The following is a 23,974-nucleotide window of genomic DNA, read 5'->3' as shown; positions in this document are numbered from 1 at the left end:
CCCCTCAAATGCCGTGGGCCTGCAGCCAGCCTTCGAGTGCGGCCAACTGCCAGAGCTTGGAGCCGCGGAGCGGCGTGATGTGCGCGTCGGGCGCGGCGTACAGCGTCTGCAGATAATCGTCGCGGAACAGCCCGCGCTCGCGCGCCGCCGGCGCTTCGAGCAGGCCACGCGCATAGCCGAGAAAATCGCCCTGCAGATACTTCAGCGCCGGCACCGGGAAATAACCCTTGGGGCGGTCGATGACGGCGGCCGGAATGACCTGTCGCGCGGCTTCCTTGAGCACGTACTTGCCGCCATATTCCGGATGCTCCGGGGCGACCTTGTGACGGCCTGGCATGCGCGCCGCGAGTTCGACCAACTCGTGGTCGAGGAACGGTACGCGCGCTTCCAGGCCCCAGGCCATGGTCATGTTGTCGACGCGCTTGACCGGATCGTCGACCAGCATCACCGTCGAATCGAGGCGCAGCGCCTTGTCGAGCGGCTGCGGCGCGCCGGACTGCGCGAAGTGCGCTCGCACGTAGTCGCGCGCGTGATCGTCGCCGACGAAACGCGGACCGACGACACGCGCGTACTCGGCCTGATCGCGGTCGCAGAACGCCTGTGTATAGGCCGCGAACGCGTCCTGCGTATCCATCATCGGCGGGTACCAGTGATAGCCGCCGAACACCTCGTCGGCACCCTGGCCGGACTGCACGACCTTGCTGCGCTTCGACACCGCTTCCGACAACAGATAGAACGCCACGCAGTCGTGCGAGACCATTGGCTCGCTCATCGCCGCCAGCGCTTCGGGCAGGCGCGGCAGCAGCGTGCGGCTGTCGATGAAGATCTGTTCGTGCTCGGTGCCGAAGTGCTGGGCGACGATGTCCGAGTAGCGGAACTCGTTGCCTTCCTCCTTGCCGACGTCCTCGAAGCCGATCGAGTACGTGCGCAGGTTCGAGCCGGCCTCGCTCATCAGGCCGACGATCAGGCTCGAATCGACGCCGCCGGACAGCAGTGCGCCGACCGGTTCGTCCGACACCAGGCGCCGCTTCACCGCCAGGCGCAGCGCGGCCAGGGTCTCGTCGCGCCAGTCTTCGAAGCTGCGTGACTCGTCGGCCGCATCGCGATCGAAGCGCAGCGTCCAGTAGGATTGCTCGCGCGTCGCGCCATCCGGCTCGACGATCATCAGATGACCCGGCGCCAGTTTGCGTACGCCCTTGAGGATCGTGAACGGCGCCGGCACCACGGCATGGAAATGCAGGTAGTGATGCAGCGCCACTGGGTCGATGTCGGTGTCGACATCGCCGCCCTTGAGCAGCGCCGGCAGCGTCGAGGCAAAGCGCAGGCGCGGCCCCCGGCGCGACCAGTACAGCGGCTTGATGCCGAGCCGGTCGCGGCCAAGCACGATGCGACCGCTGTCGCGTTCCCAGATTGCGAACGCGAACATGCCCTGCAAGTGCTGGACGAAATCCAGACCCCAGCAGTGATAAGCCTTGATCAATACTTCGGTGTCGCCTTCCGACCAGAAGCGATAGCCGCGCGCCTGCAGTTCGGCGCGCAGCTCCGGGTGGTTGTAGACGGCGCCGTTGAAGACGATGCCCAGCCCCAGTTCGTTGTCGACCATGGGCTGCTGCGCGTGCTCGGACAGATCCATGATCTTCAGGCGCCGCTGGCCGACTGCCAGCGGTCCGATCTGGAACAGCCCGGCGCCGTCGGGTCCGCGACGGGCCTGGGCATCGGTCATTCGCGCTACTGCTGAGATATCGGCGAGCTGTCCATCGAATCGGCGCTCACCGGCGAAGCCACACATGCGACCTCCTTGTGGTCCTGAGAGGCGATCGGGGCGTCGTCGGCACGCATCAGTGCCGCAAGCTGCGTCACCGAAGCGAGCAGCAAGTTCCGCTCCGAATCGCTCAGTCGGTTGAAAGATTTAAGGAAAGTGTCTGCCATCAGCGGCGGCGCCTGTTGCGCGCGCCGCAGGCCCTCGGCGGTCAGCGAGACCAGCACGCGGCGGCGGTCGTCGGCCGCGCGGCGGCGTTCGACCAGGCCACGCGTGACCAAGCGGTCGAGGATGATCGTCACCGTGCCCTGCGTCAGGCTCAGCTTGCGCGCGAGATCGCCGGCGCTGACCGGCGTCGCCGATTGCAGCAGCGCTTCGAGCAGCAGCCGCTGCGGCAAGCTCATGCCGGCGCGGGCTTCGATCAGTTTTGAGTACGAGTCCAACGACTGCGAAATGCGTCGCAGGGCACTCAGCAATGGCAGGACGGTGTCTGTCATGGTTGAAATGCTTTGACGTCAAAATATTATGCCTGAAAGCGCCACGTTCGGCCACCGCCCCCGGGATTTCCGATCCTGATAGCGGGTTACGGCACCCCGCATCCAGCGTGCAGCATGGCCTGTTGAGACTTAGCGCACACTGACGCCCGGCTTCGGGCGGTGCGGCAGTGGCGGAGCGCGCAACTTTGAGCTAGCGTCGTCGGGCCGCCGGTCATCAAGGCCGCGGCATTCAATCCGGAACAGGGGATCAATAGTGAAAAAACTGCTCGTTGCGGTGGTGCTCTGCGCATCGCCGTTCGGTGTTGCGCTTGCGGACAATGACATCGGTTGTGGTCTTGGCACGCAGATCATGCAGGGCAAGGACGGCATGATTTTCAAAGTGCTCGGTGCGACGACCAACGGCACGTTCGGCAATCAGACCTTCGGCATCACCAGCGGCACGCTGGGTTGCAGCAGCGATGGTGTCGTCACCGCCGAGGCCCGTCGCTCGATGTTCGCGAGCGCGAACGTCGATCAGCTCGCCGCCGAAGTCGCGGCCGGGCACGGCGAGACGCTGACGACGCTTGCGTCGCTCTACAAGATCACGCCGGCCGACCGTCCGGCGTTCTACGCGCTCACGCAGCGCGAGTATTCGCAGCTGTTCGCCAAGCCCGATGCGACCACCGGCGATGTGCTGGCCGCGCTCGATACGGCCATGGCCAAGGACGCGCGCCTGTCGCATTACGTTGGCTGAAGTACCCAGTAGCGCCAGGGCGGCCCCGCAAGGGGCCGTTCGCGTTTGGGCGCCCGCGTCTGCAGCACGAAAGGCCGCGGCGCTGTTCGCGATCGGGCTGCTGTGCGTGGTCCGCGCCGCGCCTGCGGCTGGCAATGACTATCTGATCGAGCTGCAGCACGATGCGCAGCGCATGGGGCTCGCTGCGCGCCCCGAATGGCGTGACCTGCTGCACGACGATGCGGGGCTGGGCGATACGCGCAGCAGCATCATCAGCGACTGGTTTTTCGTTGCGCCGACCGGCCGACATGACCCGCAGGCCGAACTGGATGCGACGCTGGCCGCGTTCTTCGATCCGTCTCCTCGGGCCCCGCGTGGCGAATCGGCGCAATGCATCTTCGGCGCGCGCTATCGCTGGCTGTCGCAGCAACTGCACTTCGATGCGCGACGCCTGCCGCAACAGGCCTGTGGACGTCGCGCGCAGTGGATGGCAGCGCTGGCGCCGCACGCGGTCTGGGTGGTTTTTCCGTCCGCCTACCTGAACAGTCCGGCGTCGATGTTCGGGCACACGCTGCTGCGTCTCGATGGTGACGAGACGCAGGCGGGCACGCCACTGCTGGCTTACGCCGTCAACTATGCGGCGGCGACGACGGAGCATAACGGCCTGGTCTTCGCGGTTCGCGGCCTGACGGGCGGCTATCGCGGCCAGTTCAGCGTGCTGCCCTACTACGAGAAAGTGAAAGAGTACGCGCGCCTTGAAAGCCGCGATCTCTGGGAATACCCGCTGGCACTCAGCGACGATGAAAAGCACATGCTGCTGCTGCACCTTTGGGAGCTGCGCGGCGCTGAATTTCGCTACTACTTTTTCACGCGCAACTGCTCGTACGAATTGTTGACGCTGCTGCGCGTGGCGCGCCCGCAGCTGCAGTGGGGGCACCGCTACGATTGGCGCGCGATTCCGACCGACACGCTACGCACGCTGTCGCCGTTTCTGGGCGCGCCGCATTTTCGGCCCTCGCTGGCCACGCAGCTCGTCGATCAAGCCGCACAGCTGGACGCGAATGAGCGGCACGTGGCACTGGCGCTGGCCGATGGCCGCCGCGCGGCCGATGATCCCGCGCTGATGGCGATGCCGCGCGACGCGCAGGCGCGTACGCTGACGCATGCCAACGACCTGCTCTACTACGGATTCTTGTCCGGCGAGCGCAGTCGCGAGGCGGCGCTGCCGCGTTCGCAGCAATTGCTGCGTGCGCGCGCAGCGCTGGCGACCGACGCTGGTTTCGCGCCGACCCCGCCGCCGACCGACGATCCACTGCAGGCACACGATACGCAGCGGCTTGCGCTCGGCGCCGCGTTCGGCAGTGACACGCGAGCCTTGAGTCTGGGTTGGCGGCCGGCCTATCACGACCTGCTCGATGCACCGGCCGGCTATGGCCCGGGCCAGCAGATCAGCTTTCTCGATATTGCGGCCCGCCTCGATCTGCGTGACGGTCATCTGCACCCGGCGACGGAGAATCTGATCGACATCGTCTCGGTCAGTCCGCGGACCCCGTTGTTCCGTCCGATTTCGTGGCGTGTTCGCCTTGCCGGCGAGCCGTCGCGGCTCGACGGGGGGGCATTCGGCGGCGTGCTGGAGGGTGGCCCAGGTTTGAGCTTCGGACGTTTCGACGCACTGGTCGGCTACGCGTTCCTGCAGACACGTGCCGATGTCAATGCGGATCTGCCGCGCGGCTGGGGATTGGGCGCAGGTCCGTTGATCGGGGTGCTGGCGAATCCACTGGCGGGTTGGCAAGTACAGGCGGAAGCCGAACGCCTGCAGGCCATCGGCGACGCCGGCGGCTCGCGAACGATGCTGCGCTTCGGCCAACAATGGTCGTTGTCACGCGATCTGGCGCTGCGCAGCGAGCTTCGCTACGAGCGCTGGGGCGGCAGCGATCGCCTGCGCGCCGACCTGAGTGTGCAGCACTACTTCTGAGTCGCGGCCAGCCCGTTCGGCACCTGCGGGTGCTGATAAACCTTCATGGTGCGCAACAGGTCCGTGTCGCCGGTTGCCTCCTTGGGTAGCGCATCGTCGAGATGCAGCCACGGCAACTGACTTTCGATGCCGAAATGACGTTCTGGCACCGCGTTGGCCGGCGTATCGAGACTGCCGACCGTGACGTAGATCCACTCCGATTCGGCGTACGCGAAGCTCAGCGGTGTGCCGCACTGCGGGCAAAAGCCGCGCGTGGCGACCGACGACGAGGCGTAGACGCGCGGTGTCTGCGCGCCGGTCCATTCAAACTGCGTCTTGCGCGTGCCGGCCAGCGCCGCGAACAGATTGCCGAGCGCGCGCTGGCACATGCGGCAATGGCAGTAATGTGTGCGTTCGAGCTGCGTCGCGTGCACCGCGTAGCGCACGGCGCCGCATTGGCAGCCGCCGGTGATGGGCGATGCATCGCTGCGATTCGGCATGGTCCGGCTCCGTCGGGACGACAGGCCGCATCTCAGCAGAATCCGTGACCGACGGCACGCGGATTCCGCCGGATTGCTCAGTGCGCGGCGCCGGACTCGGCGCGGAAGGCGGGGCTGAGCGTCTTCCGCGCTTCGGCAATCGGCAGCAAGGTCGGATAGAACTGCACGAAGGTCGTGTCGACGGCGCCGTGCGCCTGGTGGCAGGTATAGCACGCGCGATCGGTCGGAATCTTCTGCGCCGGCGCGCGATCGCCGTTGAAGCTGTAGAACGCCCAGCCGCCGTGCGCGTCGTCGCGCACATGGACCTCGTAGCCCATCGGCGCGCCGCTCTGGAATGAGCCGCGGCGATTGATCGAGCCCTTGGTCTGCGCGCCGCGTACTTCCATCACCAGCGCCGTGCGGTCCGGCCAGTGACCGGTCTGTACGAATGTTCGGTAAGCCTCAGGATCGACGAACACGTTATCGAACATCGAGTGATCCGGTGCCCCGCCGTCTTCGCGGTAACTCATGTCGAGGCCGGATGTCAGAAACACCCATTGCCGATAGTCGGCCGGCAGCTGCAGACGGCCATCGCCGGTGTATGACGGCGCCTGCGGTGCCGCGGTCGTATCGGAGGCTGGCGCGGCCGTTGCCGCGCTGCTCGATAGCGCGAGCATGCTGGTGGCGAAGAGGAAGCGAAGCATCAGTTCAGACTCGGTGAGGAACAGGGGTCGGCGTCATGCCGGGCGGTTGCCGGAAAGCGCCGTCGATAGGCTTGCGGCGCGAGGCCGAAGCGACGGTCGAACGCACGGCGGAAGACGTCGGCGCTGCGAAAGCCGACGGTCTGCGCGACGGCGTCGATGCCGAGTTCGCCGGCGTCGAGCAGGCGCCGCGCTTCACGCAGGCGCAGATCGGTGACGTAATCGGCCGGTGTGTTGCCGAGTTGTGTCGTGAAGCGCCGGCTGAACTGGCGTGGACTCAGGTAAACGCGGGCCGCCAGCGTGGCGACCGACAAGTCTTGCTGCAGGTGCGCAGCCATCCACACCAACAGCTCGTCGAACGGATCGCCGCCGCGCATCTGCCGGCGCAGCGGTTCGGAGAACTGTTCCTGGCCGCCGGGCCGTTTCAGGTAAACGACCAGATCGCGGGCCACGCCCAGCGCCAGCGGGGCGCCGGCGTCTTCTTCGATCAGCGCCAGCGTCAGATCAATGCCGGCGGTGATGCCGGCCGAGGTATAGAAGCGGCCGTCGCGAACGAAGATCGCGTCGCCGTCGACGCGCAGTTTCGGGAAGCGCCGCGCGACGTCGTCGGCGAAGCGCCAGTGCGTCGCGGCCCGGCGGCCGTCGAGCAGGCCGGTAGCCGCCAGTCCGTAGATGCCGGTGCAGACCGAGGCGATGCGGCGGATCTGTGCGGCATGTGTTTGCAGCCAGCCGGTAATGCGCGCATTGGCCGCGGCTTCGCGCAGGCCGGCACCGCCCGGCACGATGACGGTGTCGATCGTCGCGATGTCGTCGTCGAGTCCGGCGTGCGGCTGCATCATCAGCCCGGATTCGGTCGTGAACGGCCGCCCGCCGTCGGCGAGCACGATCAGCTCATAGCGGATCGCCGCATCGTGTTCGGGCGCCAGCGTGTTTGCCGACGCGAAGGCCTCGAGCGGCCCGCAGATGTCGAGCGCGTTGGCGCCGTCGTAGCCGAGTACCGCAATGCGCTTGAGCATGGTTGCCCCACATCAATGACGCGCACAGGCTAACGGCAGGCGCCGGCGCTGGCGACGACGCCGGGCCGACGATTCCGGACATGATGACCGTCGGCGCCCAAACAAAAGGCCGCCTGGAGGCGGCCTTTTGTTCACAGCCTTGCTCAGCGACTCAGTGGCCGCCTTCGAGCGACTTCACGGCCTGGATCATTTCGACCATGACCTTCTGCGCGTCGCCGTAGACCATGTTGCAGTTGTCGCGGAAGAACAGCTCGTTCTCGACGCCTGAGTAGCCCTTGCCCTGGCCGCGCTTGACGACGTAGACCTGCTTGGCCTGGTCGACATTGAGAATCGGCATGCCGTAGATCGGGCTCGACTTGTTGGTGCGCGCCGCCGGGTTGACGGTGTCGTTGGCGCCGATGACGACGGCCACGTCCGCTTCCTTGAACTCGGCGTTGATGTCTTCCATGTCGAAGATGATGTCGTAAGGCACGCCGGCTTCGGCGAGCAGCACGTTCATATGGCCCGGCATGCGGCCGGCGACCGGATGGATGGCGAACTTGACGTCGACGTCGTTGGCCTGCAGCAGCTTCACGAACTCGTAGAGCTTGTGCTGCGCCTGCGCGACCGCCAGACCGTAGCCCGGCGCGATGATGACCTTGCTCGCGTAGCGCATGTTGATCGCGGCATCGCCGGCGTCGGCCGGTTTCATGCTGCCTTCGATCTCGCTGTCGCCCTCACCGCCCGCAGCGCCGAAGTTGCTGAACAGCACGTTCGACACCGAGCGGTTCATCGCCTTGGCCATCAGCAGCGTCAGCAGCGTGCCGGCCGAGCCGACCACCATGCCGGCGATCATCAGCGCCGGGTTGTTCAGCACATAGCCTTCGAAGCCGACCGCCAGACCGGTGAACGCGTTGTACAGCGAGATCACCACCGGCATGTCGGCGCCGCCGATCGGCATCGTCATCATCACGCCGTAGAACAGCGCCAGCGCGAAGAACAGCGCGAGAATGCCGGCTGGCACCGCGCCGTGCATATAGACCACGTAGGCGCCGAGCGCGACCAGCACCAGCAGCAGCGTGCCGTTGATGGCCTGCAGGCCGGTCAGGCGCAGCGTCTTGTTGATGCGGCCATCGAGCTTGCCCCAGGCGATCAGGGAGCCGGACAACGAGATCGAACCGATCAGGCCGCCGAGCACCGCCAGCGCCAGGCCGACGCCGACGTGCGACTTGTGGCCAAACAGCTCGATCGCGGCGATTGCCGCCGCGGCGCCGCCGCCCATGCCGTTGTAGAGCGCGACCATCTGCGGCATCGCGGTCATCGCGACCTTCTTGCCGGACCACCAGGCCCAGCCGAAGCCGAGCACCAGGGCGATGATCGCCAGCGTCACGTTGGTGGTCAGGTGCGGGCGCGCATCCGGTTCCACGTCGAGCGTGTAGAGGAAGCTCGCGAGCACGGCGACGACCATGCCGAGGCCGGCCCAGCGGATGCCGGTCGGCGCCGTGATCGGGCTCGACATGCGCTTGAGGCCGAAGATGAACAGGAACGCGGCAAGAAAATACGCCGCGTCGATGATCAGGGCTGAATTCATGATCGCTCCCCTTAACCCTTCTTCTTGTCGGAAGGCTTGAACATCTCGAGCATGCGTTCGGTGACGACATAGCCGCCGGCCGCGTTGCCGGCGCCGAGCAGCACGCCGACGAAACCGACGACCTGCTGCAGCGTGCTCGATGCATTGAGCAGCGCCCACAGCGCCCCGACCACGACGATGCCGTGAATGAAGTTGGAGCCGGACATCAGCGGCGTATGCAGAATCGCCGGCACGCGGCCGATGATCTCGAAGCCGGTGAACGCGGCGAGCATGAAGATGTAGAGGGCGACGAAGCCCGTCAGCACGGTGGTGGTGTATTCCATGTTCGATCTCCCTCTTACGCGGACTCGACGGCCTTCTTCGCCGCTTCGTTACGGATGTCGCCGCCGTGCGTCAGCGCGGTCTTGGCGATGACCTCGTCTTCCCAGTCGAGCGCGATCACGCCGTCCTTGACGAACAGCTCGATCAGGTTGAGCTGATTCTTCGCATACAGCTCCGACGCATGCTCGGCGAGCAGGCTCGGCACGTTCAGCGGTGCGACGATGGTGACCTGGCCGACCTGGATGGTCTCGCCCGGCTTGGTGTACTCGCAGTTGCCGCCACCTTCGGCGGCCAGATCGACGATCACCGCGCCGTTCTTCATGCCGTCGACCTGCGCCTTGCTGATCAGCTTCGGCGACGGCCGGCCCGGAATCGCGGCCGTGGTGATGATCAGGTCGGCCTGCTGGATGTGCTTGGTCACGACCTGCGCGATCTTGTCCTTTTCCTCGGCCGTCAGCTCGCGTGCATAGCCGCCTTCGCCGCGCGCATCGACACCGGTGTCGACGAACTTGGCGCCCAGCGACTCAGCCTGCTCCTTGGTTTCCGGACGCACGTCATAGCCTTCGGTCATCGCGCCGAGACGGCGTGCCGTCGCCAAGGCCTGCAGACCGGCGACGCCGAGGCCCATGACCAGGCACTTGGCCGGGCGGATCGAGCCGACCGCGGTCGTCATCATCGGCAGGATGCGCGCAAGGTTGGTCGAGCCGAGCAGCGCCGCGTAGTAGCCGGACAGCGCCGCCTGGCTCGACAGCGCGTCCATCGCCTGTGCGCGCGAGATGCGCGGCACCAGCTCCATCGCGAAGGTCGTGATCTTCTTGTCGCGCAGCAGCTTGGTCAGCTCGACTTCCTTGTGCGGGTAGACGAACGAAATCAGGACGCTGCCGTCCTTCATCGCATCGGCCACGTCCATGCTCGGCGGCTGTACGCTGACGACGATGTCGGCGTCGCTGACCAGCCCCTGGGGGTTGGCGGCGAACGTGACGTTCTTGTACGCCGAATCCGGAATACGGCTCGCGGCACCGGCACCGGTCTGCATATGAATCTCGCAGCCCAGCTTGGTGAGTTTGTCGGCGACGGCGGGGACGAGCGCAACACGGCGTTCGTTCGCGCGAGTCTCCTTCAGCACGGCGATTTTGACCGGCATGTCTGATGCTCCCAGAACGCTAAAGCGAATAAAGATAAGGGTGTGACGAGGCCCGCGCGACCCCTTCTTGTGTGGGCCTCCAGCGGTTCGGGCGGGCGCAAGTCTAGCCGATGATCTAGGTAATAACACCCAATCATGAATTTCGATTTATATCTTGAGCCATCCGTCAAAACACTGATCCGACAGCCGGCTTCGCCTGCTGCCGCGGCCACTGTGCTCGTTAGATCGGCCCGTGAAATCAGCCGCTTGCAGCGGCCCTGGGGATCATGCGACGCCATGGCTCGGGTCAATATAAGCGTCGCGACCGCTGATGGCCGATGGCTGACGGTCGACACGGCTGGCGTGCATGTCAGGCGTTCCGGGGCGTCGCCACGCGTGCTGGACGGCGGCACGGCTTAGGCGCAGGATCGAAGCTCGGAGGTCGAAACGTGGACGCAGGCGAAGCGCCCGACGCGTGGCCGGAGCTGCCGTTGCAGGCGGCATCACTGACCATCGCACAGGCTAAATACTTCCTGCCCGGCGAGGATCTCGATGGCATGCGCCGGCGCATCGCCCGCGCGCTCGCCGCCGTCGAAGCACAGCCGCAGCGTTGGGAAGAGACGTTCTATCGGACGCTGCAGCATGCCGCGCCCGGCGGCCGCATCATGGCCAACGTCGGTGCCGGCCATCTCAAACCGAACGTGTCGACGATCAACTGCACCGTCTCGCGGCCGATCGCCGACTCGATGGACGGCATCATGGCCGCCGCCAGCGAGGCGGCGCTGACGCTCAAGGCCGGCTGCGGCATCGGTTACGACTTCACCACGCTGCGCCCGTCCGGTGCCTACGTGTCCGGTGCCGGCGCGACGACCTCCGGGCCGCTGCCGTTCATGGACGTGTTCGACGCGATCTGCCGCACCGTCTCCAGTGCCGGCGGCCGTCGCGGCGCGCAGATGGGCTGCCTCGACATCAGCCATCCGGACATCGAGGACTTCATCACCGCCAAGCGCGAGGCTGGCCGGCTGCGGGCATTCAACCTGTCGGTGTTGATCACCGACGCCTTCATCGACGCGGTGCGCGCCGATGCCGACTGGCCGCTGGTATTTCCGCGGCTGCGCCACGAGCCGGAACCTGCCGAGTGCCTGTGGCGCGTCTGGCCGGTACGCGACGAGAACCATCTGCTCAACGAACGCGGCGAAACCTGCTGCCGCATCTATCGCCAGGTCCGCGCCCGCGCGCTGTGGGATCTGGTGATGCGCTCGACCTACGACTATTCGGACCCGGGCTTCATCCTCATCGACGAATGCAATCGCATGAACCCGTTGTGGTTCAGCGAGGAAATTCGTTCGACCAATCCCTGCGGCGAACAGCCGCTGCCGCCGTACGGGGCCTGTCTGCTCGGCTCGATCAATCTGGCGAGCTTCGTGCGCCGCGCGTTCACGGCGCATGCGCATTTCGATTTCGACGCCTATGCCAAGGCGGTGCGGGTGTTTGCGCGCATGCTCGACAACGTTTGTGAGCTGCACGGCCTGCCGCTGTCGCAGCAAGTGCGCGAGATCGAGCGCAAGCGGCGTCACGGCATGGGCTATTTCGGACTTGGCTCGGCCTTGACGATGCTCGGCCAGCGTTACGGCGACGCGCCGTCGATCGCCTTCACGGCGACGGTGACGCAGCGTCTGGCGCTGGAGAACTGGCGCGCCGCGCTCGAACTCGCGCAGGAAAAGGGCCCGGCGCCGGCACTGACGGAAACCGTAGCGCTGACACCGCGGCATCTGCTGCAGAGTCCGGTGCTCGCAGAACACGGCCACAAGGCCGGCGACCGGCTGCCGGCGAGTGTGTTGCACGCGCGCTACTCGCGGCACCTGCAACGCATCGCCACGCTCGACGCCGCGCTGGTCGACGCGCTGGCCGAGACCGGTGCGCGCTATACGCACGCGACGTCGATCGCGCCGACCGGCACGATGGCGGCGTCGGTCGGCAACAACGCCAGCAACGGCATCGAACCGTCGTTCGCGCACAGCTATGTGCGCAACATGATCGTGCCCGGCGAGAAGGCCAAGCGCGCGGTGCGCATGGAGTCGTACGAGTTGCTGGCGTATCGCGCCGAGACCGGCGAGGACGTCGATCCCGACGCCCTGCCGCCCTTGTTCATCGGTGCCGGCGACATCGCGCCGCGCGCGCATATCGATGTGCAGGCGGCGGCCCAGGCCTGGGTCGACTCGTCGATTTCGAAGACGATCAATGTGCCGACCGACATCGCCTTCGACGATTTCAAGAACGTCTACCTCTACGCCGTCGAGCGCGGCCTCAAGGGCTGCACGACCTTCCGCTTCAACCCCAAGGTCCATCAGGGTGTGCTCGTGCAGGACCGCGATCTGGCGGCGACGCTCTACGAATTTCGCCTCGACGACGGTCGCGTGCTGCAGCTGCGCGGCGACGAGACCGTCGAGTACGAAGGCGGCCGCTACAGCGCCGCCAATCTCTACGATGCGCTCAAGGAGGGCTTCTATGGAAAGCTTTGAGCCATTCGCCACCCGTTCATGCCGAGTGCCGGGCCGTAGGCCCGGTGTATCGAGGCACGCGCACCGTTGCCGGCGCGCGATGCGCACCTGAGCCCATGTCTGACGACGACGCCAAGGCGGTCAAGATCGACGCGAAGATCGTCGGCTGGTCGGTCGCGCCGGCGTCGCCGGCCAACGATGCGCCGTCTGACGTCGACCCGCTGACGCTGCGCATTGACCGCCGCGAAGAAGGCAGTTGGGAGTCGACGACGACCAAGATCAATCTGACCTCGTCGACCGGCAGCAAGACGATCTATTTCGTCATCGGCTTCGGCACCGTCTGCGGGCGCCGCCATGGCGAGCGCATCTGCATCGAGCGGCCGCTGGAATTCTTCATTCCGGCCGGCCAGACCGCCGCCGAGCATCAATGGGTGTCGGCGACGATGCGCACGCTGTCGCTGGCGGCGCGCGGCGGCTTTCTGGTCAAGGCGCTGGCCGACCTGCGCAAGGTGTCGTGGGATCGGGGTCCGGTCTGGTACGGCCGCAGCCGCAGCGGCAAGGGCATGGTGCACGATTCGGAAGTGGCGGCGATCGCCTGGGCGATCGAGCAGGAGCTGCAGCGGCGCGGCTTTCTCGATGAGCGCGGCGAAGCGCTGCCGCTCGATACGCTGATCGCCAATTACGAACGGCGCCAGCAACTGCCGGCGTCAGCGCCGAGTGAGGCGCACCCCGTTGCGGATGTCGAAGCTCCGTTTATGGCGCTGCCCGGCATGCTCGCCGAGCGTTGCCCGCAGTGCCGCGGTGAGATGGCGATGAAGGACGGCTGTCCGACCTGCCTGGACTGCGGCTGGTCCAAGTGCGGATGAGTGTGCGAGCCCCCGACGTCGAGCACGTTTAGCCAATGGAATCTGCCGCGCGCTGAGTTCAGCCCCGACGCCCATGTGGCTCGGCGGCTTACTGCTTTTCCAGCTTGCGGTGTGTATTGACGAGCGCGTCGCCGATGTCGGTGCCGACGGGCGAACGTCTCGCCGAGCTCGTGCTGCTGGTGCTCGGATTGCCCGCAGATGAGGTGTTGCGGGTCGTGAAGCAAGCGCGTGCCGCCGGGAGTCCGGCCGCTGCCGCGTCAGGCTGACGCCTTACCGAGACTGTCGCGCCGGTGCAGTCCGGCGAAGCCGATGCCAAGCCCGATGGCCACGACGGCGGCAGCGCGGAACGCCGCGATTGCGCCGCCGGGCTGCAGATCGAGAAACGACGACAGGAACTGACCGAGAAACAACATCGAGGCCAGATAGGCGAGATTGTGATCGCGGCGCGCCGTCCGGCTACGCTCAACGGTCATGTGATTGACCAGCGGCACTGAACAACCGAAGCCGGCGCCGAGCAGCATACCGCCGGCGATCATCAGTGACGTGGCGGTAGCGGTGGCGAAGATCAGGTGCGCGACGGCATAAAACGCGAAGGCCAGCGCCAGCGTGCCCGGCTCGCTGCAGCGGCGGACGATGCGCGGAAGCGTCGACGCAACGGCCACCGCGACCAGCGAGACGAACGACAAAAAGTAGCCGATCCGTGCGGCGTCCAGACCGATCTGCCCAAGTCGTCCGGGCAGCATGATCACGGCGGTGAAGAACAACACCATCGACATCAGCGCCGCGAGATAGACCGGAAGCAGGCCGCCGTGGCCTGCGTCTTCATGCGCGGATAATGGTGCCGCCGCAGTGGCGAACCTTGCCGGCAGTCGCGGCAGGCTCAGCGCGGCCAGCGCCGCGATCAGCCAGGCGAGCAGGTAGATCGCGAACGGTGCCTGCCAATGCCAGGACGCGAGCATGCCGGCCAGTCCGAGGAACACCACGCCGCCGAGCTCGATCGCCATGCCTTGGCGCGCGATCATCGCCAGACGCGCCGGGCCTTCATAGAAGGTTGCGATCAGCGACGTACCGGACGACATGACGATGGCGGTCGCGCCGCCGAGTAACACGCGATCTGCGAACAGCACGCCGGGCACTCGCAGCCACGCGCCGCCGGCGCCGAGCAAGCCGTACAGGATCAGACCCGACAACAGTGCCTGGCGTGCGCCGACGCGACGAATCAACGGGCCAACCAGCGGTCCGGCGATGACGACGCCCAGCGCCGGCAACGTCACCAGCCAGCCCGATGCCCGCGGAACGCCCAGCGCCGCCGCGATGATCGGCAGCCCCGGCACGACGACGCATCCGACCATGATCGTCAGGGTCGCGGTGCACAGTAGCGTGAGTGAACCGAGCGGGCGCAGGCGCGGTGTGGCGGGCATCGACGTGATGGCGCGAATTAATAAAGGTACAGCAGTCTACTATATATAAGAGACGGCGATGCCATAATATGGCGATGCCCAAGCAGCCAGCCTCGAATCGGTCACCCGGTCGGCCTCGAGACGCCGGCGCCGCGCCGGCGTTGCTGGACGCGGCTCGCTCGCTCGTCATCGAGCACGGGTACGAAGCGGTCAGCACGCAGATGATTGCCGACACGGCCGGCGTTGCACGGCAGACGCTTTATCGCCGCTGGCCCGGCAAGGCCGAGCTGGTGCTCGATGCCTTCCTGCAAAGCGTGATGCAGGACGAGGCGGTCGGCGATCAGCCGTTCGAAGAGGAATTGCGGCGCTTCCTGCAGCACCTGTTCCGCAATCTGCGACGCGACGGTGGCGCGATCCGCAGCCTGATCGCGTCGGCCCAGCGCGACGCGGCGTTTCTCGAAACCTTCCGCACCCGCTTCGCACTGCGCCGCGCCGAGATCGTGAAGGCCATCCTGCGTCGCGCGGTTGCGTCCGGTGAGCTGCCAGCCGAGGCCGACATCGAAACCGCGACGACAATGTTTCACGGCGCCTTCTGGTACCGCCTGCTGCTCGGCCAGCCGCTCGACGATGTCTTTATCGAGCGACTGTTGAGGCTGCTCTGCGCGGGCCTGCGCGCCGAGCCGGAAACGCTGCAACGTTAGATAGGAACCCGTGTGCCGAGCCGCACGACTGCATTGTCCGGCAGGCAGAAATACGCCGCTGCGTTGCCGGCGCGCGCGCTCATGGCCACGAACAGCCGCTCGCGCCATAGCGCCATGCCCTGCCCTGGCGTCGGCACCGCATGCAGCTGACTGAGGAAAAACGTCGTGTCCTCCAGCTTTTCGTCGAGGCGCAGGCCTTGCTGCTTGTTGCACAGCTGCAGGGCCTTCGGCACGTCCGGTACGTTCATGAAGCCGAACTTCAGGGTAATGCGCCAGAAGTTGTTGCCGAGCGGTTCCAGCGTCGTGCGCTGTGACATGCCGATCCACGGTTCCTCGACGAACTGCAGGTGCAGGACGATGTTGCGTTCGTGCAGTACCTTGTTGTGGCGCAGATTGCTGGCCAGCGCCTGCGGCACGCGGTTGGGCGTGGCGACGAGGTAGATCGCGGTGCCGTCGACGCGCGGATAGTCCTTGGCTGCCAGTTCGAGAATGAAGGCCTTCAGCGAGCGATCCTGATCCGGTGCGTTGGCCAGGATCAGCTCGCGGCCACGGTGCCAGGTGCTCATCAGCACGAACAGCGCGCCGCCGAGCACCAACGGCAGCCAGCCGCCGTCAGGCAGCTTGAGAATGCAGCCGCCGACCATCAGCACGTCGAGTGCGAGGAAGAACGTGGTGATCGCCGCGCTCGGAATCGCGCCGAGCTTCCAGCGCTTCGACATGACGAAGAACGCCAGGAACGAGGTGATCATCATCGTCAGCGTCACGGCGATGCCGTAGGCGCCGGCCAGTGCCGACGAACTGCCGAAACCGGTGACGACGACGATGACGCCGACCATCAGCGTGAAGTTGACGCCCGGCATGTAGATCTGCCCGGCTTCGCGTACCGAGGTGTAGCGCACCGCCATGCGCGGAAAGAAGCCAAGCTGGATGGCCTGCTTGGTCATCGAGTAGGCGCCGGTGATGACGGCTTGTGAGGCGATGATCGCCGCCAGCGTTGCCAGCAACAGCACTGGATAGGCAAGCAGTGTCGGAAACATGCGGAAGAACGGATTGTCCACCGCTTCGGGGTTGCCGAGCAGCAGCGCGCCCTGACCCATGTAGTTCAGCGCCAGCCCCGGCAGGACGACCGACGCCCACGCCAGCTGTATCGGTTTGCGGCCAAAGTGGCCGAGGTCGGCGTATAGCGCTTCGGCGCCGGTCAGCGCCAGCACGATCGCGCCCATCACCACGAACAAGTGCCAGCCGCGCGAGGTGAGGAACTGCCAGGCGTGCAGCGGATTGAGCGCGGCGAGAATCTGCGGCTGCTGGACGATGTGGGCGATGCCGGCGACGGCGAGCGTGGCGAACCACAACAGGATAATCGGCCCGAACGCGCGGCCGACCTTGCCGGTGCCATGACGCTGAATCATGAACAGACCGATCAGAATCGCCAGCGAGATTTCGACGATGAACGGCGACGCGGCGGGCGCGACGACTTCAAGGCCTTCCATCGCGCCAACCACGGAGATCGCGGGCGTGATGACGCCGTCGCCGTAGAACAGCGTTGCGCCGGCGACGCCGATCAGCAACAACATACCGCGCAGCTTCGGTCGGCCGGCCGCGGTGCGGGACGCCAGCGACGCCAGCGCCAGAATGCCGCCCTCGCCGTTGTGGTCGGCGCGCAGGATCAGCAGTACGTATTTCAGCGTCACCACCAGCAGCAACGCCCAGAAGATCACCGACACCGCGCCGACGATATTCGCGGTGGTCAGCGGAATGCCGGTCAGCGGACCGAACACTTCCTTGAATGTGTACAGCGGGCTGGTGCCGATGTCGCCGTAGACGACGCCGAGCGCCGCCAGCGTCAACGCGGCCATGCCGGATTTGTGCAGATTCGAGCGGCTGGTGGCGCTGGTCGGGACGGCCTGCGTGCCGGCGTCGTGAACGACGGTGGCGCCGCGTTCGGGCGTCGTCGGTTCGGGACGGATGGAGTCCATGTCTCGATATTGGCTCGTTGTGTTTACAAACGGGGGCAATCTCAGCACGGCTCAGCGCCGGGTGCATGGATCGCGATCCCGCTCAAAATCAGGTGCGCATGAAAGCATGAAACCGTCGGGAACGTGGACGTCCTGTCGTTTTGATCGTGTGCGGTGCCGATCGGCGTAGCGTCGTCGTTGCGCCGACCATCTCGCCATGGCTCGCGGTAGCGCTGAGGACTTTCCGCATTGGTCGCTGCGGGCGTTTTGCTTAGGATGCCCGCACCGCTTTTTGCAGAGAGACCCATGCTTTTGATCCCCCAGCCCGCTTCCCGCGCGCTCGGCGCTGTTGCCGTGGCTGCGCTGTTGTTCGGTGTCGCCGCTTGCGCGAGCAAGCCTGCCACCGAGAGCGTCGCGTCCGCGCCGGCCTCGACGCCAGCGGCGGCACCGAGCGTGCCCGTGACGAATCTGCCGCCGTGGGCGGATCATCTGAAGCAATATGAGGAGGCGTATTTCGTCGCCAATCCGACGTTTGCCGTCAGCCAGGGTCGTCACGAGTTCGATGGCCATCTGCCGGATTGGAGTGCGGCCGGCTTGCAGCAGCAGGTCGAGTGGCTGCAACAGCAGCGCAAACAAGCGCAGGCCTATACCGATGCGATGCTGACGCCGCAGCAGCGCTTCGAGCGCGAGTATCTGCTGGCGCGTATCGACGGCGATCTGTTCTGGCTCCAGGACGCCGCGCAGCCGTTCCACAATCCGGCGTTCTACACCGGCTCGCTCGACCCCAGCGTCTATCTGTCGCGCCCGTACGCGCCGCTGGAAGCGCGGATGAAGGCCTTTATCGCCTATGCGCGTGCAGTGCCGGCGGCGGCCGCGGAAATTCGCGCCAATCTACAGACGCCGATGCCGAAGACCTTCGTGCAATACGGCATCGCCGCGTTCGCTGGCTATGCCGACTTCTATCGCAAGGACGTGCCGGCGATCTTCGCCGACATCAAGGATCCGGACCTGCAGGTGGCGCTGGCGGCGTCGATCGCGCAGGCCGCTGATGCGATGCAGGGACTCGCCGACTGGATGAAGACCCTGCAGGCGTCCGCCAACGACGACTTCGCGCTGGGGCCGGATCGCTTCGCGAAAATGCTCTACGCCACCGAACGCGTCGACACGCCGCTGCCGGAGCTGGAGAAGATCGGCCGCGCCGATCTGCAGCGCAATCTCGACGCGCTGAAGCAGGCCTGCGCGCAGTACGCGCCGGGCAAGACGCTGCACGACTGCGTGCTGAAGATGAACCACGACAAGCCCAAGGACGGCCCGGTCGAGGAGGCGCGCAAGCAGTTGGTGATGCTGCGGCAGTTCGTCGCCGACCATCAGATCGTGACGATTCCCAGCGACGAGCGCGCGCTGGTGCATGAGGCGCCGCCGTACAACAGCGCCAACTCGGCGTATATCGACGTGCCGGGACCGTTCGACAAGGGGATGCCGTCGACCTACTACATCGCTCCGCCCGATCCGAGCTGGTCGAAGGCCGATCAGGAAGCGTACATCCCCGGCAAGGCCGATCTGTTGTTCACGTCCGTGCATGAAGTCTGGCCGGGGCATTTTCTGCAGTTCCTGCATTCGAACCGCTCGCCGTTCCAGTTCGGACAGTTGTTCGTCGGCTATGCCTTCGCCGAGGGCTGGGCGCACTACGCCGAGCAGATGATGTGGGACGCGGGGCTCGGTAACGGCGATCCGGAGACCCACGTCGGCCAGCTCAGCAATGCGCTGCTGCGCGATGTGCGCTTCCTGTGCGCGATCGGCATGCACACGCAGGGCATGAGCGTGCAGACTTGCGAGACCCTGTTCCGCGAACAGGCCTTCCAGGATCCCGGCAACGCGCGCCAGCAGGCGGCGCGCGGCACCTACGATCCGGCCTATCTGAACTACACGATGGGCAAGCTGATGATCATGAAGCTGCGCGCCGACTGGACCGCGTCACGCGGCGGTCGCGACGCCTGGCGCGCGTTCCACGACCAGTTCCTGTCTTACGGCGGGCCGCCGATTCCCTTGGTGCGCGAGCAGATGCTGGGCGACCAGGACGACGGCGCACTGTTCGCCGAATAGGCGCCATCGCAGTATCGAAAAAGCCCCGCCGCGAGCGGGGCTTTTCATTTCGTGCACTCAGAAATGCGTAATGTGGCCGCCGTCGACGACCAGGGTGTGGCCGGTGATGAAGGATGCTGCCGGCGAGGCGAGAAACACCACGGCGCCGGCGATTTCCTCGGGTTGCCCCCAGCGGCCCAGCGACGTGCGCTGTGCGAGCCAGGCGCCGATCTCGGGATCGTCGACCAGCGGGCCGTTGGCATCGGTCGCGAAAAAGCCCGGCGCCACGGCGTTGACGGTGATCGCGCGTGCGCCGAGTTCGGCGGCCATCGCCCGCGTCATCGCTTCGAGGCCGCCCTTGGCGGTGCCGTAGGCCGGGTCGGCGGCGCGCGAGATCTGGCCGGCGATTGACGAGATATTGATGATGCGGCCGCCGGCCGGCATCTGCGCCGCGACATGCCGGGCGAGCTGGAACGGGGCTAACAAGTCGATCTCCAACAGGCGCGCGACCGCGGCGCGGTCGAGTTCGGCGAGGCTGCGGCGATCGCGGGTGCCGGCGTTGTTGACGAGGATGTCGATACGTTCGAACTGCCGTACGGCGGCGTCGATCGCTGTCGCCATCGCCGCGCCATCGCCGAGATCGAAGCTCAGCGCGTGAGCCTGGCCGCCGCCGTCGCGGATCGCGTCGACCACGGCCGCCAGGGTCGTCGGGTCGCGGCCGTGGACGAGCACGGTGGCGCCGGCATGCGCGAGACCTTTGGCCATCTCGAAGCCGAGGCCGCGGCTGGCGCCGGTCACCAGCGCCACGCGACCGCGCAGCGCAAAAGGGGAGCTGGAAACGTCCATATCCGTGAAGCGTAACGGGACGCATCCATCGCTGCAGGCTCGCCGGCTGCGCCTTTAGGTCAGATTTCCTACTGCTCGGATCGGCGCTCGTGGCGTGCGGACGCAGCGTGCAATGACGTTATTTTTCCGCTTTCTGGCCTGTTTTTTCGAAACCCGAAAGCACGCCGATATTGAGACGTCATTTTTCGGTCAGAAAGCCGGTTTGTGTGGGGAAAACTCCTCATTTCCGAACAAGAAATATCGCCGCAAAGCGCTGGGGGTTCGCCCCGTAACGCCCGAAATCCGTTCATGTCTAAAGTGAATGCACGGTCGGCGGACCTCGGGGGATCGTCGAAATCGTGAAATTTGGAAGCGCTTTTGTCGCTTCCCATGTTTTGTCTCAGGGGGACAAAAATGCTCATCTTCAAGGCGACGGGCCTTCGTGCCTGCCGTACGGGCGGTTTGCGCCATGTGTTGGGCGCAGCCTTGTTGCTCGGCGCCGGCCAGGCGCTGGCCAGTGCGACGACGCCAGCATCCGGCACGGTGTCGACCGACGAGACGCTGCAGACGTTTTCGGGGACGACCACGGTGGCGTTCAATCCGCTCGGCGTGACCGGCAACGATCCGTGCCCGACCTCGACGATCGAGTGCGACAGCTACACGCTGACGGTCGATCTGCCGGCGGACTATGCGACCAGCCACCCGGACGTACTGCTGCGCATCAAGCTCAACTGGGAATACACGACCGACGACTATGATCTGTATGTCGTCGATAGCAGCGGTTCGGTGGTCGGCTCGAGTACGACCAGCAATGGCGTCGAGACCATCGACCTGGTGCCCGCGGCCGGCAGCCTCGAAGTGCACGTGGTGCCGGTCAGCGCCTACCTCAACAGCTATACCGGCACGATCGAATTGCTGGTGCCCGGCGGTGATACGGGCGGCGGTACGACCGGCGGCACCAGCGATACCGGTGGCGACAGCGGCGATCCGTACGACGACGTACCGTCGGCGCCGGGGGCGCCGCGGGTGGTCGTGGCTGACATCGACTCCGGCATCAACCCGTATCACGACAACTACTACCACGGCGGTCCGCTGTACGGCGATCGTTATCCGTCGGCGGTGACCAAGGAGGTGCTGGCGGCGTTCGGCGTGAAGCCGGAGAACGTCGTCAAGCTGACGCGCACCGGCGACATCGCCGCCGACATTGCTGCCGACCAGGCGTTCTGGGACCGCGTGCAGCCGGGCGAGCGGTATCACTTCGTCGGTACCAACATCATCGCCGCGTCCTACGCGGGCGAAGGCCTGGCGCCGTTGGTGCCGGATATCGCCAAAAGCTCGCACGGTGTCGGCACATCGTCGTCGGTCATCAACGCCAATCCCGAGGCCGTGCTGTTCTTCCTCGAAACGGAAGGCAATCTCGGCAACGACGATGCCCACGACGCCGCGTTCCTCAATCCGGAAGTCGACATCGTCACCACCAGCTACGGCGTGTCGATTCCGTACACCGGCTTCCCGCTACCGGAAACGCGCGCGTTTCACGACACCTACAAGGGCGTTGTCGAGCAGGGCAAGCTGCACTTCAGCTCCGGCGGCAACGCGCCGGGCCTGACGCCGCTGCGTGCCGGTGCCGGCCCGTGGTGGAGCATCGGTGTCGGCGGTATCGAAGAAGGCTCGTCGGAAGGCGACACGCTGATCTCCGGCGTGTTCCCTGACTTCGTGTCCGACTTCACGCAGGACATTCCGTACTGCATGGACTGCGAATCCGAGATCGACACCGGTGTCGCCGGTACCAGCTTCTCGACGCCGCGTTCGGCCGGCGTCGCGTCGGCGGTGTTGCTCAAGGCGCGCCGCTTGGTCGGCCATCAGGGCGGCGTGCAGACGGTCGACGGCGTGCCGACGATGGTGGTCGGCAAGGGTTATCACATCACCAACTGGTTCCTGCGCCGCGCGCTGGAACAGGCCGCGTGGATTCCGGGTGCCGACGAGTACGATCCGGTCGCTGGCGTTTTCGACCTCGGCGGCCTGCCGATCAACGCGCTGGCGCCGTGGCTGCAGATTGGCTGGGGCGATCTGACCGCGACCGACAGCAAGGCGGTCGTCGAAAAGGCCTTGTCGCATCTCGAGTTGGCGCTCAACGTCAACGACAAGGACACCGGGTACTGCGATTTCCAGACGCTCATCATCGAAGAGCGCAAGCTGTACTGGGATCAAATCGCGCCGTTCCTGCCGGACCTGTTCGGCGGCGATCAGACCGGCACGGTGCCGGACCAAGATCCGTTCATGTTCTGCGCCAACAGCGTCGGTACGCCGGCTGCCAACGATGAGGGCGGCGAGCCGACCGACACGGATGGCGACGGCATCGTCGACGGTCTCGACAACTGCCCGAACGTGGCCAACCCGGGCCAGGGCGACGCCGACGACAACGGCATCGGCGACGCCTGCGAAACCTCGGTCAATCGTGCGCCGTCGGCGGCCATCGACGGCCCGGCCAGCATTGCGGTCGGTGCGGCGGCGAGCTTCGATGCGAGCGCGTCGGCCGATCCCGACGGTGACGCACTGCAGTACGTCTTCGACTTCGGCGACGGCACCACGACCAGCGGTAGCAGCGCTACGGCGTCACACGTCTACGACAGCGTCGGCAGCTACACGGTGACGCTCGGCGTCAGCGACGGTCGTGGCGGCAGCGACAGCGCGCAGCGCACCATCAGCGTCACCGCCGATGGCAGCGGTGAGCCCGGCACGATCGACGCACAGCTATCGGTCGATCGCACCACCGGCGACATTCCGCTGACGGTGACCTTCGACGCTGGCGCCAGCAGCGGCTGCAGCGGCGCGTGCCGCTACACCTTCGTCTACGGCGACGGCGCGCAATCGGCAGCGCAGTCGGCGGCCACGGTGTCGTACACCTACGAGGCGGCCGGCAGCTTCGAGGCCTATGTCATCGTCACCGACGATGGCGGCGCTTCGGCGGTCTCGGCGCCGATCGAGATGCAGCCGACCACCACCGTGACCGTGACCGGCTCCGACCATGCGATCGCGCAGCTGGTGCTCGACAACGCGCGTGGTCCGGCGCCGCTGACGGTGACGCTGGACGGCTCGCGCTCGACGCCGGCTGACGGTGAGTCCATCACGACCTACACCTTCGACTTCGGCGACGGATCGACGCCGATCAGCGGCAGCCGCTCCGTGGTCACGCATGTCTACACCACGCCGGGCACCTATCAGCCGTCGCTGACGGTGACCGACAGCGCCGGCACCACGTCCAAGGTCGCCGCCAAGGCCGAGGTGCTCGGCGACAGCGGCACGGGCACCGGCGGTGGCAGCGGCGCCGACGGTGGCAGCGACACGGCCGGCACCGGCAGCAGTGTCAACGGCGGTAACGCCGGCGCGCTGAGCTGGGCGCAGTTGCTGCCGCTGCTCGGCGTCGCGCTGCTCCGCCGTCGTCGCCGCACGAACTGATCGGCCGCGGGATTGGGGCGCCGACCCGATCGGGGGAGCGGTCGGGTCGGTGA

Annotated in this window: 18 protein-coding genes; 7 read left to right on the top strand and 11 right to left on the bottom strand. The window is 66.2% G+C overall.

Translation table 11 applies throughout. The annotated features are described in order from the left end of the window. Positions 1–4 precede the first annotated feature (4 nt). Positions 5–1,789, bottom strand: a complete 1,785-nt coding sequence (locus tag G7Y82_RS02120; RefSeq protein WP_168146335.1) for an N-acetylglutaminylglutamine amidotransferase — start codon at positions 1,787–1,789, stop codon at positions 5–7. Further along, complete coding sequence (locus G7Y82_RS02115; protein ID WP_168146334.1) at positions 1,729–2,256, bottom strand: MarR family winged helix-turn-helix transcriptional regulator; 528 nt, start codon at positions 2,254–2,256, stop codon at positions 1,729–1,731. Before G7Y82_RS02115 ends, G7Y82_RS02120 begins: the two co-directional genes overlap by 61 nt. Positions 2,257–2,509: 253 nt before the next feature. On the opposite strand from G7Y82_RS02115, the gene G7Y82_RS02110 reads away from it, so the two are divergent. Both G7Y82_RS02110 and G7Y82_RS02105 read left to right on the top strand, forming a co-directional pair. Then, the gene (locus G7Y82_RS02110; protein ID WP_366515593.1) at positions 2,510–2,989 is read left to right on the top strand and encodes a DUF3015 domain-containing protein; all 480 of its coding nucleotides are present in this window, start codon (positions 2,510–2,512) and stop codon (positions 2,987–2,989) included. A 106-nt stretch (positions 2,990–3,095) separates the two neighbouring features. Further along, positions 3,096–4,943, top strand: a complete 1,848-nt coding sequence (locus G7Y82_RS02105) for a DUF7840 domain-containing protein (protein WP_168146333.1) — start codon at positions 3,096–3,098, stop codon at positions 4,941–4,943. Here G7Y82_RS02105 and G7Y82_RS02100 read toward each other — a convergent pair. The 6 genes from G7Y82_RS02100 to G7Y82_RS02075 all read right to left on the bottom strand — a co-directional run bounded on the left by G7Y82_RS02100 (position 4,934) and on the right by G7Y82_RS02075 (position 10,153). Continuing rightward, positions 4,934–5,422: a GFA family protein gene (locus G7Y82_RS02100; protein ID WP_168146332.1), complete on the bottom strand. Its 489-nt coding sequence runs from the start codon at positions 5,420–5,422 to the stop codon at positions 4,934–4,936. The genes G7Y82_RS02105 and G7Y82_RS02100 overlap by 10 nt on opposite strands. A 77-nt stretch (positions 5,423–5,499) precedes the next feature. Continuing rightward, positions 5,500–6,105 (bottom strand): cytochrome P460 family protein, encoded by a 606-nt coding sequence (locus tag G7Y82_RS02095; protein WP_206370228.1) that lies wholly within the window; start codon positions 6,103–6,105, stop codon positions 5,500–5,502. Further along, positions 6,105–7,118: a GlxA family transcriptional regulator gene (locus G7Y82_RS02090; RefSeq protein ID WP_168146331.1), complete on the bottom strand. Its 1,014-nt coding sequence runs from the start codon at positions 7,116–7,118 to the stop codon at positions 6,105–6,107. Before G7Y82_RS02090 ends, G7Y82_RS02095 begins: the two co-directional genes overlap by 1 nt. 151 nt (positions 7,119–7,269) lie before the next feature. Beyond that, positions 7,270–8,688, bottom strand: a complete 1,419-nt coding sequence (locus G7Y82_RS02085; protein ID WP_168146330.1) for an NAD(P)(+) transhydrogenase (Re/Si-specific) subunit beta — start codon at positions 8,686–8,688, stop codon at positions 7,270–7,272. An 11-nt stretch (positions 8,689–8,699) separates the two neighbouring features. Next, positions 8,700–9,011: an NAD(P) transhydrogenase subunit alpha part 2 gene (locus G7Y82_RS02080; RefSeq protein WP_206370226.1), complete on the bottom strand. Its 312-nt coding sequence runs from the start codon at positions 9,009–9,011 to the stop codon at positions 8,700–8,702. Positions 9,012–9,025: 14 nt separating this feature from the next. Beyond that, on the bottom strand, positions 9,026–10,153 hold the full coding sequence (locus G7Y82_RS02075) for an NAD(P) transhydrogenase subunit alpha (protein WP_168146329.1): 1,128 nt from the start codon (positions 10,151–10,153) through the stop codon (positions 9,026–9,028). Between the two features lie 428 nt (positions 10,154–10,581). Between G7Y82_RS02075 and G7Y82_RS02070 the strand changes: the two genes are divergently transcribed. After that, the gene (locus tag G7Y82_RS02070; RefSeq protein WP_366515592.1) at positions 10,582–12,654 is read left to right on the top strand and encodes an adenosylcobalamin-dependent ribonucleoside-diphosphate reductase; all 2,073 of its coding nucleotides are present in this window, start codon (positions 10,582–10,584) and stop codon (positions 12,652–12,654) included. A gap of 95 nt (positions 12,655–12,749) precedes the next feature. After that, the gene (locus G7Y82_RS02065) at positions 12,750–13,499 is read left to right on the top strand and encodes a ribonucleoside-diphosphate reductase (protein WP_168146328.1); all 750 of its coding nucleotides are present in this window, start codon (positions 12,750–12,752) and stop codon (positions 13,497–13,499) included. Between the two features lie 257 nt (positions 13,500–13,756). Here the strand turns inward: G7Y82_RS02065 and G7Y82_RS02060 are convergent, their stop codons facing one another. Beyond that, positions 13,757–14,920: an MFS transporter gene (locus G7Y82_RS02060; RefSeq protein WP_168146327.1), complete on the bottom strand. Its 1,164-nt coding sequence runs from the start codon at positions 14,918–14,920 to the stop codon at positions 13,757–13,759. Positions 14,921–15,060: 140 nt separating this feature from the next. On the opposite strand from G7Y82_RS02060, the gene G7Y82_RS02055 reads away from it, so the two are divergent. Then, a complete protein-coding gene (locus tag G7Y82_RS02055) occupies positions 15,061–15,600 on the top strand; it encodes a TetR/AcrR family transcriptional regulator (RefSeq protein ID WP_168146326.1) in 540 nt (179 codons plus the stop codon). On the opposite strand, the gene G7Y82_RS02050 is transcribed toward G7Y82_RS02055, so the two are convergent. After that, positions 15,597–17,576, bottom strand: a complete 1,980-nt coding sequence (locus tag G7Y82_RS02050; protein WP_168146325.1) for a potassium transporter Kup — start codon at positions 17,574–17,576, stop codon at positions 15,597–15,599. The genes G7Y82_RS02055 and G7Y82_RS02050 overlap by 4 nt on opposite strands. A gap of 285 nt (positions 17,577–17,861) precedes the next feature. On the opposite strand from G7Y82_RS02050, the gene G7Y82_RS02045 reads away from it, so the two are divergent. Beyond that, positions 17,862–19,658, top strand: coding sequence for a DUF885 domain-containing protein (locus G7Y82_RS02045; RefSeq protein WP_168146324.1), 1,797 nt, complete (start codon positions 17,862–17,864; stop codon positions 19,656–19,658). 57 nt (positions 19,659–19,715) lie between these two features. Here G7Y82_RS02045 and G7Y82_RS02040 read toward each other — a convergent pair whose 3' ends face one another. Continuing rightward, positions 19,716–20,483, bottom strand: a complete 768-nt coding sequence (locus tag G7Y82_RS02040) for an SDR family oxidoreductase (RefSeq protein ID WP_168146323.1) — start codon at positions 20,481–20,483, stop codon at positions 19,716–19,718. 393 nt (positions 20,484–20,876) lie between these two features. On the opposite strand from G7Y82_RS02040, the gene G7Y82_RS02035 reads away from it, so the two are divergent. Then, positions 20,877–23,921 carry a PKD domain-containing protein gene (locus tag G7Y82_RS02035; protein ID WP_168146322.1) on the top strand — a complete coding sequence of 1,015 codons (3,045 nt, stop codon included), beginning with the start codon at positions 20,877–20,879 and terminating at the stop codon, positions 23,919–23,921. Positions 23,922–23,974: the final 53 nt, after the last annotated feature.

Source organism: Solimonas marina (genome assembly GCF_012241385.1).
Taxonomy (GTDB): Bacteria; Pseudomonadota; Gammaproteobacteria; order Nevskiales; family Nevskiaceae; genus Solimonas; species Solimonas marina.
Note: the sequence above shows the minus strand (reverse complement) of the source record. Positions and strands in the feature narration are given on the sequence as shown.